Origin of the sequence: Amycolatopsis roodepoortensis, assembly GCF_014873915.1 — a bacterium.
GTDB lineage: Bacteria > Actinomycetota > Actinomycetes > Mycobacteriales > Pseudonocardiaceae > Amycolatopsis > Amycolatopsis roodepoortensis.
Genome location: NZ_JADBEJ010000001.1, coordinates 211,273 through 226,205 on the forward strand (window position 1 = coordinate 211,273; position 14,933 = coordinate 226,205).

The window sequence follows — 14,933 nt, forward strand, 5'->3', positions numbered from 1 at the left end:
GATGTCAGTCGTCCTTGTTCTGCTGCGTCGTGTGGCCCGGCCGCACGATGGTGGTGAGCGCGTCCTCGACGTGTTCGAGATGGGAGGTCATCGCCGCGACGGCGTCGGCTTCGGAACCGGCGGCGATGGCGGTGACGATCTCACGGTGCTCGGTGTTCGAGCGGGTCCGACGGTCCCCCAATTGGTTGAGAAAGGACGACTGGCGGGCCAGCGCGTCCCGGATCTCTTCGATGACCTTGCCGAACACCGGGTTGCCCGAAGCCTGGGCGATGGTGATGTGGAACAGCGAGTCGAGCGCCACCCACGCGGTGTTGTCGGTTTCGACGTCCATCCGCTCGACGAGGTGACCGAGGAGGTCCAGGTCGTCGGTGCTGCGGCGCAGGGCCGCGTAACCGGCGACGGGGATCTCGACGTGCCGCCGTACCTCGAACAGGTCACGGGCCGAGTAGGTCCCGAAGGTGGGGTTCTCGACCGGCCCGGTGGCGGTCACGAAGGTCCCTTTGCCCGTTTTGGACACGGTGAGCCCGAGTGCCTGCAGCCCCCGCAACGCTTCGCGGACGACCGAACGGCTGACCTCGAACTCCTTGCCGAGCGCGGATTCCGACGGCAGTTTCTGGCCGACGGGGTACTCGCCGCGCTCGATGGCGCCGCGGAGGTGGGCCAGAACGGCCTCCATCGCGCTGACGCGTCGTGGACCACCGTGTCCGGCTGTCTGGCTGTCAGACAGGTTCATGGGACGAGATCGTGCGGTCGGCCGCGACGCTTTGTCAAGAGAACGGCCGAGCGCCTGGATTCAGCCTGCGAGGTTCGCTTGGACGCGGTAAGCGGACCCGTACAGGGCACCTTCGCGGGCACGGAGTGCCGTGAGGACACCGGATCCCCGTGCTTAAGTGGCCAGCGTCACAAGGTCTGCGTCCAGTTCGGTCCGCAAGTACGTGAAGGCCCCTTCATTGCGCCAGGCGCAATGAAGGGGCCTTCACGTACTTGCCTGCGACCAAGGCCGCCGCGACCCCGCGAACGTCACACGCGGCTGAGCGCGATCACCGGGAACGGCCGCGTGGTCTTCGACTGGTGCTCAGCCAACCGCGGGAACGCCTTCGCCTGCTTCGCGAACAGGCGGTCCCTCGCTGCTCCGGTGACTTCGATCGCGTGAGCCGTGAAGGCCTCTCCGTCCGCCTCGACATCGACGGACGGCTCCGCGACCAGGTTGCGGTACCAGTCCGGATGCCGGGGCGCGCCCCCATTGGCTGCGAAGACGACGTAGCGGTCGTCGTCGGCTAGGAACAGCATCGGCGTCACGTGCCGTCGCCCGGTGCGGGCACCGGTGGTGGTGAGCAGCAAGGTCGGGAGACCGTCGCCGTGGCGGCCGTTCGCGCGGAACTCCGCGATCACGCGCTCGTTCATGGCCTGCAGGTCGATCATCAACTCTCCGGGCGTTCGGTTGATCTTGGCGGCTGGCCAGTCTGCACAGCCACGCCCAGGTCGGCAAGCATTTTCCGATCAGCGCTGCTCACGGCGCCGAAACTGTCGGTGCCTCCGCCGATACTCGTTCCGTGTCCCCCGTCAGCCGCGGCCGCAAGCCCGCCAAACGACCGAAGCACCAGCGCTCCCGCCGGACGCGTCCGCCCTTGGACGTGTCCAGGGTGGAGCGCTGGCCGAAGCTGCTCCACGGGCCGGTCGAGCTCTCGGGCTGTGTCGTCCAGGGCCAGGTGGATCGGGACCTCGTGGTCCTGGCCGCCACGCTGACCGCGGGCAAACGCTCGGTGGGTGTCCAGGTGGTGGTGAAAGGTCGCGAGGTCGACGTGATCGAGCTCCATCCCGAACCCGAGGACACCCTCGCGGTGCTTCGCGGCGGCTTCGAGGTGACCGAGGCACCGCTGAGCCCCGAGGAGTTCCGGAGCCAGGTCGAAGCGGCGTTGATCGTCAGGGCGGACAGCGCCGCCTGGATTCGCGAGAGGATCCCCGACCTCTTGAAGTTGGGGAGAGATCCGAGGCCCGATCTGCCGGAGCGTGCGGCCCAGCTGCGCCGGTGGCTCGGTCTTCCCGGCTACCATCCGCTGCCGCGCATACCGTCGGCCGATCCGCTGCCGCTCGTCCTGCCACCGCCCGCGCCGGTCACCGGGCTCTGGCTGGCGGTAGCCCTGGCCGAGCCGGACGAAGCGATCTGGCGACGGCTCGAAGTCCGCTCCGACGTCACCCTCGCCGGCCTGCACCGCATCCTCGCGGCCGCGTTCGACCGCGACGAACGGGAGTATCACCGGTTCGAGACCGCGTACGGAGGCTTCAGCGTCGACGCGCAGAGCTGCGAAGGCCACCGCTTCGACGACGAAGTGACACTCGGCCAGGTCGTCAGCTCGCCAGGCCACCGATTCGTCTACGAGGCGGAGAGCTGGCGGCACTGGATCCGCGTCGAGCGGCGGGTCTCCCTCCCCGGAGCCCCGAGTTGCCTCGACGGTGAACGCGCCGCGCCTCCGCCGGAATGCGAAGACGAGCGGAGCTACGAGATGTTGCTGGAGGCACTGCGCGATCCGGACGACGAAGAGAACGAGGGCCTGATCGAGGAACTCGGCGGCCTCGGGTTCGATCCGGAGTGGTTCGACAGGGAGGTGGTCGACGAGCGGCTCGCTCGGCTGAGCTGATCCGGCGCCCCGTTCGGGGGTAACCGAGGTCATCGCGAACCGCGCCGCGTCGGTGCTTGGCGGCGGCCGGACGGAGGGGGAGACTGGCCCTCGCCGGGGTGCCATCCCGCCCGGGCGCCGTCGAGCACCGGCGCATAAGGTGGGAGGACCGGCCCGCGTCAAGCAGCCAGGGATCCGTCTGCCTAGGGGAGGTTTTCGCTGGTGTCGAACGATTCCTTCGTCCACCTGCATGTGCACACCGAGTACTCGATGCTCGACGGTGCGGCGAAGATCGCCCCCTTGTTCAAGGAGGCGGCGCGCCTTGGCATGCCCGCGGTCGGGATGACCGACCACGGCAACATGTACGGCGCGGACGAGTTCTACCAGCAGGCGGTCAAACACGAGCTCAAGCCGATCATCGGCATCGAGGCCTACGTCGCGCCGGAGAGCCGGTTCCACAAGAAGCCGGTCTTCTGGGGCCAGTCGAACCAGCGCGGCGCCGACGAGTTCGGTGAGGGCGGTGACGTCTCCGGTGGTGGTGCCTACACCCACATGACGATGCTCGCCGAGAACTCCACCGGCCTGCGCAACCTGTTCAAGCTCTCCTCACTCGCGAGCATGCAGGGCTACTACCGCAAGCCCCGGATGGACCGCGAACTGATCGCGGAGAACCACCACGGCATCATCGCGACCACCGGCTGCCCCTCGGGCGAGGTGCAGACGCGGTTGCGGCTGGGGCAGCGCACCGAGGCGATCCAGGCCGCTTCGGACTACAAGGACATCTTCGGCGCCGACAACTTCTTCCTCGAGCTGATGGACCACGGGCTGCCGATCGAGCGCTCGGTCCGCGAAGGCCTGCTCGAGATCGGCAAGCTGCTCGACCTCAAGCCGCTGGCCACCAACGACTCGCACTACGTCACCAAGGACCAGGCCGACACCCACTCCGCGCTGCTGTGCGTGCAGGCGGGCAAGACGCTGAACGATCCGAACCGGTTCAAGTTCGACGGCGACGGCTACTACCTGAAGTCGGCCGCCGACATGCGCGAGTACTGGGACAAGGAGGTCCCCGGCGCCGCCGACTCGACGCTGCTGATCGCCGAGCGCGTCGAGTCCTACAAGGACGTGTACACGCACAAGGACCGGCTGCCCTTCTTCGAGGTACCCGAGGGCTACGACCAGGGCAGCTGGCTGCGGGAAGAGGTCGCGCGCGGCCTCAAGTGGCGGTACCCGGACGGCGTGCCGGACCCGTACTACAACGAGCGCATCGAGATCGAACTCGACGTCATCATCGGGAAGGGCTTCCCCGCCTACTTCCTCATCGTCGCCGACCTCATCAACTACGCCCGTAAAGTCGGCATCCGCGTCGGCCCTGGCCGTGGTTCCGCCGCCGGCTCGCTGGTCGCGTACGTCCTCGGTATCACCAACCTGGACCCGATCCCGCAGAAGCTGCTGTTCGAGCGGTTCCTGAACCCCGAGCGCGTCTCGATGCCCGATATCGACATCGACTTCGACGACCGCCGTCGCGGCGAGATGATCCGCTACGCCACCGACAAGTACGGCGTCGACAAGGTCGCGCAGGTCATCACCTTCGGCACCATTAAGACCAAGGCGGCCATCAAGGACTCGGCCCGCGTCCACTTCGGCCAGCCGGGGTACGCGATCGCGGACCGGATCTCGAAGGCACTCCCGCCGCCGATCATGGCGAAGGACATCCCGCTCTCGGGCATCGTCGACTCGAAGCACGAGCGCTACGGCGAAGCGGCCGAGGTCCGTGCGCTCGTCGAGACCGACGAGGAGTGCAAGACGATCTTCGAGACCGCGCGTGGTCTCGAAGGCCTGATCCGCAACGCCGGCGTCCACGCCTGCGCGGTCATCATGTCCTGCGACCCGCTGACCGACGCCATCCCGCTGTGGCAGCGCGACGACGGTTCGATCATCACCGGCTGGGACTACCCGTCGTGCGAGGCCATCGGCCTGCTGAAGATGGACTTCCTGGGCCTGCGGAACCTCACCGTCATCGGCGACGCGATCGACAACATCAAGACCAACCGCGGGATCGACATCGACCTCGACACCCTCGGCGTCGAAGACAAGGCGACCTACGAACTCCTCTCCCGCGGTGACACGCTCGGCGTGTTCCAGCTGGACGGCGGCCCGATGCGCGACCTGCTGCGCCGCATGCAGCCGACCCAGTTCGACGACATCGTGGCGGTGGGCGCGCTGTACCGCCCCGGCCCGATGGGCATGAACGCGCACAACGACTACGCCGACCGCAAGAACGGGCGGCAGAAGGTCAAGCCGATCCACCCCGAGCTCGACGAGCCCCTGAAGGAGATCCTGGCCGACACCTACGGCCTGATCGTCTACCAGGAGCAGATCATGCACATCGGCCAGAAGGTGGCCGGGTACTCGATGGGCCGCGCGGACGTGCTCCGCCGCGCGATGGGTAAGAAGAAGCAGGAAGTCCTCGAGAAGGAGTTCGAGGGCTTCGAGGCCGGGATGAAGTCGAGCGACCTCGTTCCCGGCGGTTTCTCGTCCGAGGCGATCAAGGCGCTCTGGGACACGATCCTCCCGTTCGCCGGCTACGCGTTCAACAAGAGTCACGCGGCCGCGTACGGCCTGATCTCCTACTGGACCGCGTACCTCAAGGCGAACTTCACGCCGGAGTACATGGCCGCGCTGCTCACCTCGGTCGGTGACAACAAGGACAAGTCCGCGGTCTACCTCTCGGAATGCCGCCGCCTCGGGATCAAGGTGCTCCCGCCGGACGTCAACGAGTCGGCGCTGAGGTTCGCGGCCGTCGGGGAGGACATCCGCTTCGGCATGGGTGCCGTCCGCAACGTCGGCGCGAACGTCGTCGAGTCGATCATCAAGACCCGCGAGGAGAAGGGGAAGTACTCCTCCTTCACCGATTTCCTCGACAAGTCCGAGCTGGTGGCCTGCAACAAGCGGGTCATCGAATCGCTGATCAAGGCGGGCGGGTTCGACTCGCTCGGCAACACGCGGCTCTCGATGATCCAGGTGCACGAGGACGCGGTCGAGGCCGTGGTCCCGCTCAAACGCCAGGAGGCGATGGGCCAGTTCGACCTCTTCGGTTTCGGCGGGGATGACGACGCCGAAGCCGCGGTGTCCTCTTCGCCGCTCGCGCATCTGAAGTTCGGCGAAGAGGAGTACCCGCGCAAGCAGCTCCTGGCCTACGAACGGGAGATGCTGGGCCTCTACGTCTCGGCGCATCCGCTGGACGGCGCCGAGCGCATCCTGCGCAAACACGCGCCGCGGCCGATCGCCGCGATCCTCGCCGACCCGCCGAAGGAAGGCGAGCTGGTCGTCTCCGGGCTGATCACCTCGCTGGAACGCCGGGTCAACAAGAAGGGCGAGCCCTGGGCGATCTGCACCATCGAGGACATGGACGCCTCGCTCGAGGTGCTGTACTTCCCGAAGTCCTACGCCATGTTCTCCGCCGACCTCATCGAGGACAACGCGGTGCTGGTCAAGGGCAGGGTGAACTGGCGCGAGGACAAGATGTCCATCTTCGGCGGCGGGCTCGTGCCGCTCGACCTGTCCGAGGTGGGCAACGGCGACGACGATCTGCCGCTGGTCCTGCTGGCCGCGGCGGAGAAGATCGACCAGTCGGTGGTCAGCGAACTGAAGCAGACCCTGCTGGCGCACAAGGGCGAGACCCCGGTGCACCTCAAGCTGGTCGGCAAGAACCAGACGGTCTTCGCGCTCTACGACTATCCGGTCAAGGTGACGTCGATGCTGATCGGTGAGCTCAAGGGCATCCCCGGGATCGCCGCCAGCACCTGATGAACACCTCCGAACCCGACCCCCGGCGCTGGAAGGCGCTCGCCGTCACCCTCGCCGCCGGGTTCATGGGACTGCTCGACGTCAGCATCGTCAACACGGCGCTGCCCTCGATCCAGAAGGACCTCGGCGCGTCGAGCGGCGGGATCCAATGGGTGGTTTCGGGGTACGCGCTGGCTTTCGGGCTCGTGCTGGTGACCGGCGGCAGGCTCGGTGACGCGCTCGGCCGCCGCCGCATGTTCCTGTTCGCGCTCGCCGGGTTCGTGCTGACCAGCGCGTTCGCCGGCGCGGCGCCGGACGAGACGACGCTGATCATCGCGCGGCTCCTGCAGGGATTCGCCTCGGGCATGATGACGCCGCAGAACAGCGGGATGATCCAGGACCTGTTCCGCGGCGCGGAACGAGGCCGCGCGTTCGGCATGTTCGGCGCCACCGTCGGGATCTCGACCGCCGTCGGGCCGGTGCTCGGCGGCGTGATCCTCGCCGTCTTCGGGGATCCGGAAGGCTGGCGCTGGGTCTTCTACGTGAACGTGCCCATCGGGATCCTGGCGTTCGCGCTGGCCCTGAGATGGCTGCCGAAAGCGGAAGCCCCGGCGAGAAGCCTGCGGGGTGAGATCGACTTCGTCGGCATCATGCTGCTGGGTGTCGCCGTACTCGGTGTCCTGCTCCCGTTGATCGAATCCGAACAGGGCGGGCTCAGCAGCCTGTGGTGGCTGTTCCTCGTCGCGGTGGTCTTCGGTTTCGCCTTCGTGCGCTGGGAACGCTCGATGGTGCGGCGCGGCCGCCCGCCGCTGCTGGACACCCGGCTGTTCACCGGAACCCCGGGTTACGCGACGGGCGCGGCCGTCGGCGCGCTGTACTTCAGCGGGTTCACCGGGATGTGGCTGGTCTTCGCCATCTTCTTCCAGCAGGGCCTCGGTTACACGCCACTGCAATCCGGGCTCGCCGTCACCTCCTTCGCGCTCGGCTCGGCCGTGTCGGCGGCGATCGCGGGACGGCTGGTGCCGAGGTGGGGCCGCAAACTCACCGTCACCGGGCTGGTGATGGTGATCGCCGGGATGGTCACGGTCGCCGTTCTCGCCGGTCAAGACCTCGGCGCCGCGGCGGGGTGGTGGTTCGCCCTGCCGCTGCTCGTCGCGGGTGTCGGCGGCGGCATGGTCATCTCGCCCAACACCACGTTGACGCTGGAATGCGTCCCGACGTCGATGGCCGGGGTGGCCGGGGGAGCGCTGCAGACCGGGCAACGGATCGGCACCGCGATCGGCACGGTCGTGCTGGCCTCGGTCTTCCACGCGGTACTCGGTGCGAATGGCGGCTATCCGTGGGCGCTGACCGCCGCGATGCTGTGCGCCGCCGTGTTGACGAGCTCGGCGCTCCTACTCGCCGTGATCGAACTCCGCGCACGCCGGAAGCGGCGCGTGCTCACTGAGCGGGAGGAAGCCGAGCGGGCCGCCGCCGACAGTCAACGCGGCTGAGTCTTCCGGGCGGCCGATGACTACGTTCGGCAAGACCGAATGCTCCATCCGAGTGACTGAGGTCGTCATCCCCTGGTGCTACTCAGAGCAACCGGGTACACCTAACGGAGCCTTCACCGCTGTGCGTTGGCTACCGACAGTGGTATTTCTGTCGATCGATCGGGGATGGATCGATCGGCGGGAGCGATCGTGGTGAGTCCGGAGTTCCCAGGAATGGACACCTGCGGTCACGAGCCGGTGGACAGTCGTCGGCGTCCGCGGGGGACCGTTCGGCGGCGGCCGGCTCAACACCACTGGCGGGCCGAGTACCGGTGAGGCATTCGCGCGGGTGGGTTCGCGCGGGGTCGCCTGGGGAGGTGCACCCGGCCCGGACCCACCCGCCGCGCGTTTCTCCGAGTGTGTGAACCGCTTTCGGCTGCGAAGATCTCCGCAGATCGACAAGGCGAGGAGCACTGATGGCGGAGAGTTCTGAGCGGCGGAATCGGCTGCGGGTCTGGTACCGGCCGATGACGATGCGCGATTCCGGCGAAGGCCACCGGGTCGCGACCCCGTTGGAGCTGTTGTTCGACCTGTGTTTCGTGGTCGCCGTCGCGCAGGCCGCCGCCGGCCTGCACCACGCGATCGCCGAGAACCACATCGGGCACGGGGTGCTCAGCTTCGGGATGGTGTTCTTCGCGATCTGGTGGGGCTGGCTGAACTTCAGCTGGTTCGCGTCGTCGTTCGACACCGACGACGTCCCATACCGGCTGGTGACGCTGGTGCAGATCGCGGGCGGGCTGACCGTCGCCGCCGGTGTCTCGTCGGCGTTCGAAGGCGACTTCGCGATCGTGGTCGCCGGCTACGTCCTGATGCGGCTCGCGATGGTCGTGCAGTGGCTGCGCGCCGCTCGGACCGATCCGGAATGCCGTCCGGCCGCAGTGCGGTACGCCATCGGCATCACGATCGTCCAGATCCTGTGGGTCGTCCGCCTCGGTCTGCCGGAGTCGCTGGCGCTGCCGTCGTTCTTCCTGCTCCTGATCGCGGAACTCGCGGTCCCGGTGATCGCCGAACGCAAGCGCTGGACGGGCTGGCATCCGCACCACATCGCCGAGCGCTACGGCCTGTTCACGATCATCGTGCTGGGTGAATCCATCCTCGGCGCGACCACCGCGGTCAAGGAAGGTCTGGACGAGGGCAAGCACACCGGCAGCCTGATCTCGCTGGCCGCCGCGGGGCTCGTGCTGGTGTTCTCCTTGTGGTGGCTGTACTTCGACCAGCCGGGTCACGTCCGGTTGGAGAAGGCGAAGAGCCTGTTCACCGTGGCGAGCTGGGGCTACGGGCACTACCTGATCTTCGCCTCGGCGGCCGCGCTCGGCGCCGGGCTCGAAGTCGCGGTCGACTACGACACCCACACCGGGCACGTCGCGTCCCTGCCCGCCGCCATGGCGACGACCGTGCCCGTCGCGATCTATCTGCTCAGCGTCTGGCTGATGCACATCGGGCCCACCAACGAATGCCGCCCGATCGCGATCGGCTTCCCGGTGACCGCGGTGCTCGTGCTCGCCGCGTCGTTCACGCTGGCGCCCATCCACATCACCGCCGGGCTCGCCGCCGCCCTCGTCGTGCTGACGGTGGTCGCCACCCACGGCGAGCCGGTTCCGGGGGAGGGGCCGATCGACGCAGGTCAGAGCCCCGGCGCGAAAAAAGGGACCCCCCTGTAAACGCCGGTTTCGGGCCGTGTAATGTTCTCTTCGTCGCCAGGGAAACCGAGCGGCCGCCGGGAACACGAACCAAGCTCCCACCGGATGGTGGTAGAGTGGGTGGTCCCGAACCGGAGAGGTAACTCTACCCCCGCTGAAACGGCAGTTTCGAGCAGGTGCTAGGGTGTGCTCCGGACAAAAGCCAAGAAATGACTGCTTCGGATAAGGCCGCGTGACTGCGGTGCGATCTGGGGTGTGTTGCTTGAGAACTCAACAGTGTGCTAGTGAACTAAGCCAGTAGAGCTTATGTATTTGAACCTCGTGTGAGGTTCCTTTGAGAGCAAGTATTTGCCTCGATCAAATTTGACATTGTTGGAGAGTTTGATCCTGGCTCAGGACGAACGCTGGCGGCGTGCTTAACACATGCAAGTCGAACGATGAAGCCTTTCGGGGTGGATTAGTGGCGAACGGGTGAGTAACACGTGGGCAATCTGCCCTGTACTTTGGGATAAGCCTGGGAAACTGGGTCTAATACCGGATATGACTGCTGATCGCATGGTTGGTGGTGGAAAGCTCCGGCGGTACAGGATGAGCCCGCGGCCTATCAGCTTGTTGGTGGGGTAATGGCCTACCAAGGCGACGACGGGTAGCCGGCCTGAGAGGGTGACCGGCCACACTGGGACTGAGACACGGCCCAGACTCCTACGGGAGGCAGCAGTGGGGAATATTGCACAATGGGCGCAAGCCTGATGCAGCGACGCCGCGTGAGGGATGACGGCCTTCGGGTTGTAAACCTCTTTCGCCAGGGACGAAGCGCAAGTGACGGTACCTGGATAAGAAGCACCGGCTAACTACGTGCCAGCAGCCGCGGTAATACGTAGGGTGCGAGCGTTGTCCGGAATTATTGGGCGTAAAGAGCTCGTAGGCGGTTTGTCGCGTCGTTCGTGAAAACTCCACGCTTAACGTGGAGCGTGCGGGCGATACGGGCAGACTTGAGTTCGGTAGGGGAGACTGGAATTCCTGGTGTAGCGGTGAAATGCGCAGATATCAGGAGGAACACCGGTGGCGAAGGCGGGTCTCTGGGCCGATACTGACGCTGAGGAGCGAAAGCGTGGGGAGCGAACAGGATTAGATACCCTGGTAGTCCACGCTGTAAACGTTGGGCGCTAGGTGTGGGCGACATCCACGTTGTCCGTGCCGTAGCTAACGCATTAAGCGCCCCGCCTGGGGAGTACGGCCGCAAGGCTAAAACTCAAAGGAATTGACGGGGGCCCGCACAAGCGGCGGAGCATGTGGATTAATTCGATGCAACGCGAAGAACCTTACCTGGGCTTGACATGCGCCAGACATCCCTAGAGATAGGGCTTCCCTTGTGGTTGGTGTACAGGTGGTGCATGGCTGTCGTCAGCTCGTGTCGTGAGATGTTGGGTTAAGTCCCGCAACGAGCGCAACCCTTATCCTACGTTGCCAGCGCGTCATGGCGGGGACTCGTGGGAGACTGCCGGGGTCAACTCGGAGGAAGGTGGGGATGACGTCAAGTCATCATGCCCCTTATGTCCAGGGCTTCACACATGCTACAATGGCTGGTACAGAGGGCTGCGATACCGCGAGGTGGAGCGAATCCCTTAAAGCCGGTCTCAGTTCGGATCGCAGTCTGCAACTCGACTGCGTGAAGTCGGAGTCGCTAGTAATCGCAGATCAGCAACGCTGCGGTGAATACGTTCCCGGGCCTTGTACACACCGCCCGTCACGTCATGAAAGTCGGTAACACCCGAAGCCCATGGCCCAACTGCTTGCAGAGGGAGTGGTCGAAGGTGGGACTGGCGATTGGGACGAAGTCGTAACAAGGTAGCCGTACCGGAAGGTGCGGCTGGATCACCTCCTTTCTAAGGAGCAACACATCCACCCCGCCGGGATACCCGGACCAACGGTGGTGGAGTGGCCAGGGTTTCAACACCGACTGTGTGTTGGCACTGGTTGCTCAAGGAATTGTGGAACTACTGGTTAGGGTTCGAGATTGGGTTGCCGGCGAGGGCGAGTACTGCTCCGCAAGGAGCGTGGAAAGTGTTACGCCGGATTCAGTCGAGAATTGTTCATTGGCACGCTGTTGGGTCCTGAGGCAACACGCCGAGGGGCTTACACGAGCTCCAGGGTTGTTTGTTTCTGGTGTGGTGTTTGAGAACTGTAGAGTGGATGCGAGCATCTTTGTGGTCAAGTTGTTAAGGGCACATGGTGGATGTCTTGGCTTCAGGAGCCGATGAAGGACGTGGGAGGCTGCGATATGCCTCGGGGAGCTGTCAACCGAGCTGTGATCCGAGGATTTCCGAATGGGGAAACCCAGCACCAGTTATGTGGTGTTACCCGCATCTGAATATATAGGGTGTGTGGAGGGAACGCGGGGAAGTGAAACATCTCAGTACCCGTAGGAAGAGAAAACAACCGTGATTCCGTGAGTAGTGGCGAGCGAAAGCGGAAGAGGCTAAACCATGCACATGTCAAGCTGTCAGGCGTTGTGTGTGTGGTGTTGTGGGACCCAGCGTCGAGGATCTGACAGTCCTCGGAACGGTTACGCGTGTTAGTGGAACGCCTTGGGATGGGCGACCGGAGTGGGTGAGAGTCCCGTACGCGAAAACATGTTGTGGATCGTTTGTTTGGTGTTCCCGAGTAGCAGCGAGCTCGTGGAATTTGCTGTGAATCTGCCGGGACCACCCGGTAAGCCTAAATACTTCCTGAAGACCGATAGCGGACTAGTACCGTGAGGGAAAGATGAAAAGTACCCCGGGAGGGGAGTGAAAGAGTACCTGAAACCGTGTGCCTACAAGCCGTCAGAGCCCGAGCACATCCTTGTGATGTTGAGGTGATGGCGTGCCTTTTGAAGAATGAGCCTGCGAGTTAGTGCTGCGTGGCGAGGTTAACCCGTGTGGGGTAGCCGTAGCGAAAGCGAGTCTGAATAGGGCGATTGAGTCGCGTGGTCTAGACCCGAAGCGGAGTGATCTACCCATGGCCAGGCTGAAGCGTCGGTAAGACGACGTGGAGGGCCGAACCCACTTAGGTTGAAAACTGAGGGGATGAGCTGTGGGTAGGGGTGAAAGGCCAATCAAACTCCGTGATAGCTGGTTCTCCCCGAAATGCATTTAGGTGCAGCGTCACATGTTTCTCCACGGGGGTAGAGCTACTGGATGGTCTAGGGGCCTTACCGGGTTACCGAAATCAACCAAACTCCGAATACCGTGGTGTGAGAGTGTGGCAGTGAGACGGCGGGGGATAAGCTTCGTCGTCGAGAGGGAAACAGCCCAGAACACCAGCTAAGGCCCCTAAGTGTGTGCTCAGTGGGAAAGGATGTGGGATTGCCCAGACAACCAGGAGGTTGGCTTAGAAGCAGCCACCCTTGAAAGAGTGCGTAATAGCTCACTGGTCAAGTGGTCCTGCGCCGACAATGTAGCGGGGCTTAAGCACACCGCCGAAGCTGTGTCATTGACACATATAGATCGGCACTTTCCTTGAGGAAGTGTCTAGTCGTGTTGATGGGTAGGGGAGCGTCCTGCATCCAGGGAAGCGGCGGCGGAAGCCAGTCGTGGAGGGTGTGGGAGTGAGAATGCAGGCATGAGTAGCGAATGCAGAGTGAGAAACTCTGCCGCCGGATGACCAAGGGTTCCTGGGCCAGGCTAATCCGCCCAGGGTAAGTCGGGACCTAAGGCGAGGCCGACAGGCGTAGTCGATGGATAACGGGTTGATATTCCCGTACCCGAGCACGTGCGCCCAGGATGAGGCGGTTGATACTAACCACCCAAAGCCTCGTGTTGAAGCCTTCGGGTGGATACGCGAGTGTGGAGCGTGGGATCTGATTCCGTAGTAGTCGAGTGATGGGGTGACGCAGGAAGGTAGCTCCGCCAGTGAGTGGTAGTACTGGTGTAAGCGTGTAGACCGGAGTGTAGGCAAATCCGCATTCCATATAGGTTGAGACGTGATGCGTAGCCGATTGAGGCGAAGTAGAGTGATCCTATGCTGCCGAGAAAAGCCTCTAGCGAGTGCGTGCACGGCCCGTACCCCAAACCAACACAGGTGGTCAGGTAGAGAATACTAAGGCGATCGGGTGAACTGTGGTTAAGGAACTCGGCAAAATGCCCCCGTAACTTCGGGAGAAGGGGGGCCAAACACTCTGAAGTCCCTTGCGGACTAGGGGTGGGTGGCCGCAGAGACCAGCGGAAAGCGACTGTTTACTAAAAACACAGGTCCATGCGAAGTCGCAAGACGATGTATATGGACTGACGCCTGCCCGGTGCTGGAACGTTAAGAGGACCGGTTAACCCTTCGGGGTGAAGCTGAGAATTTAAGCGCCAGTAAACGGCGGTGGTAACTATAACCATCCTAAGGTAGCGAAATTCCTTGTCGGGTAAGTTCCGACCTGCACGAATGGCGTAACGACTTTCCGGCTGTCTCAACCACAGGCCCGGCGAAATTGCACTACGAGTAAAGATGCTCGTTACGCGCGGCAGGACGGAAAGACCCCGGGACCTTTACTATAGTTTGGTATTGGTTTTCGGTTCGGCTTGTGTAGGATAGGTGGGAGACTGTGAAGCTGGCACGCTAGTGTTGGTGGAGTCGTTGTTGAAATACCACTCTGGTCGGATTGGGAATCTGAACCTCGGACCATGATCTGGTTCAGGGACAGTGCCTGATGGGTAGTTTAACTGGGGCGGTTGCCTCCTAAAGAGTAACGGAGGCGCCCAAAGGTTCCCTCAGCCTGGTTGGCAATCAGGTGTTGAGTGCAAGTGCACAAGGGAGCTTGACTGTGAGACAGACATGTCGAGCAGGGACGAAAGTCGGGACTAGTGATCCGGCACCACCTGGTGGAAGGGGTGTCGCTCAACGGATAAAAGGTACCCCGGGGATAACAGGCTGATCTTGCCCAAGAGTCCATATCGACGGCATGGTTTGGCACCTCGATGTCGGCTCGTCGCATCCTGGGGCCGGAGTAGGTCCCAAGGGTTGGGCTGTTCGCCCATTAAAGCGGCACGCGAGCTGGGTTTAGAACGTCGTGAGACAGTTCGGTCCCTATCCGCCGCGCGCGTAGGATACTTGAGGAAGGCTGTCCCTAGTACGAGAGGACCGGGACGGACGAACCTCTGGTATGCCAGTTGTCACGCCAGTGGCATGGCTGGTTGGCCACGTTCGGAAGGGATAACCGCTGAAGGCATCTAAGCGGGAAGCCTGTTCCAAGATGAGGTATCCCACCCCTTGTGGGTTAAGGCCCCCAACAGACCATTGGGTTGATAGGCCAGAAATGGAAGCACAGTAATGTGTTGTCGAGTTGACTGGTACTAATAGGCCGAGGACTTGCCCACAAAGATGTTACG

The 14,933-nt window shown here is 63.7% G+C and carries 6 protein-coding genes and 2 rRNA genes; 6 read left to right on the forward strand and 2 right to left on the reverse strand.

Translation table 11 applies throughout. From position 1 onward, the window contains the following. Positions 1-4: 4 nt before the first annotated feature. Together H4W30_RS01040 and H4W30_RS01045 are read right to left on the reverse strand one after the other, a co-directional pair. A complete protein-coding gene (locus H4W30_RS01040) occupies positions 5-676 on the reverse strand; it encodes a FadR/GntR family transcriptional regulator (protein WP_126736085.1) in 672 nt (223 codons plus the stop codon). A 344-nt stretch (positions 677-1,020) separates the two neighbouring features. Beyond that, entirely contained in the window at positions 1,021-1,422 is a 402-nt protein-coding gene (locus H4W30_RS01045) for a nitroreductase/quinone reductase family protein (RefSeq protein ID WP_192741061.1), read from the reverse strand. A 131-nt stretch (positions 1,423-1,553) separates the two neighbouring features. Between H4W30_RS01045 and H4W30_RS01050 the strand changes: the two genes are divergently transcribed. The 6 genes from H4W30_RS01050 to H4W30_RS01075 all read left to right on the forward strand — a co-directional run bounded on the left by H4W30_RS01050 (position 1,554) and on the right by H4W30_RS01075 (position 14,921). Next, positions 1,554-2,639, forward strand: coding sequence for a plasmid pRiA4b ORF-3 family protein (locus H4W30_RS01050; protein ID WP_318780500.1), 1,086 nt, complete (start codon positions 1,554-1,556; stop codon positions 2,637-2,639). A gap of 201 nt (positions 2,640-2,840) precedes the next feature. Next, on the forward strand, positions 2,841-6,425 hold the full coding sequence (dnaE, locus tag H4W30_RS01055) for a DNA polymerase III subunit alpha (RefSeq protein ID WP_192741062.1): 3,585 nt from the start codon (positions 2,841-2,843) through the stop codon (positions 6,423-6,425). Next, positions 6,425-7,897: an MFS transporter gene (locus H4W30_RS01060; protein WP_192741063.1), complete on the forward strand. Its 1,473-nt coding sequence runs from the start codon at positions 6,425-6,427 to the stop codon at positions 7,895-7,897. Before dnaE ends, H4W30_RS01060 begins: the two co-directional genes overlap by 1 nt. Before the next feature lie 455 nt (positions 7,898-8,352). Next, entirely contained in the window at positions 8,353-9,597 is a 1,245-nt protein-coding gene (locus H4W30_RS01065; RefSeq protein WP_192741064.1) for a low temperature requirement protein A, read from the forward strand. 348 nt (positions 9,598-9,945) lie between these two features. After that, positions 9,946-11,462, forward strand: a 16S ribosomal RNA gene (locus tag H4W30_RS01070). 323 nt (positions 11,463-11,785) lie between these two features. Continuing rightward, a 23S ribosomal RNA gene (locus H4W30_RS01075) occupies positions 11,786-14,921 on the forward strand. Together the 16S and 23S rRNA genes form the textbook arrangement of a ribosomal RNA operon. Positions 14,922-14,933 lie beyond the last annotated feature (12 nt).

What these genes read in the sequence shown, in the direction of transcription:
- H4W30_RS01040 (WP_126736085.1), bottom strand. Translation starts at nt 676, where the DNA reads ATGGAGGCCGTTCTGGCCCACCTCCGCGGCGCCATCGAGCGCGGCGAG.
- H4W30_RS01045 (WP_192741061.1), bottom strand. Translation starts at nt 1,422, where the DNA reads ATGATCGACCTGCAGGCCATGAACGAGCGCGTGATCGCGGAGTTCCGC.
- H4W30_RS01060 (WP_192741063.1), top strand. Translation starts at nt 6,425, where the DNA reads ATGAACACCTCCGAACCCGACCCCCGGCGCTGGAAGGCGCTCGCCGTC.
- H4W30_RS01065 (WP_192741064.1), top strand. Translation starts at nt 8,353, where the DNA reads ATGGCGGAGAGTTCTGAGCGGCGGAATCGGCTGCGGGTCTGGTACCGG.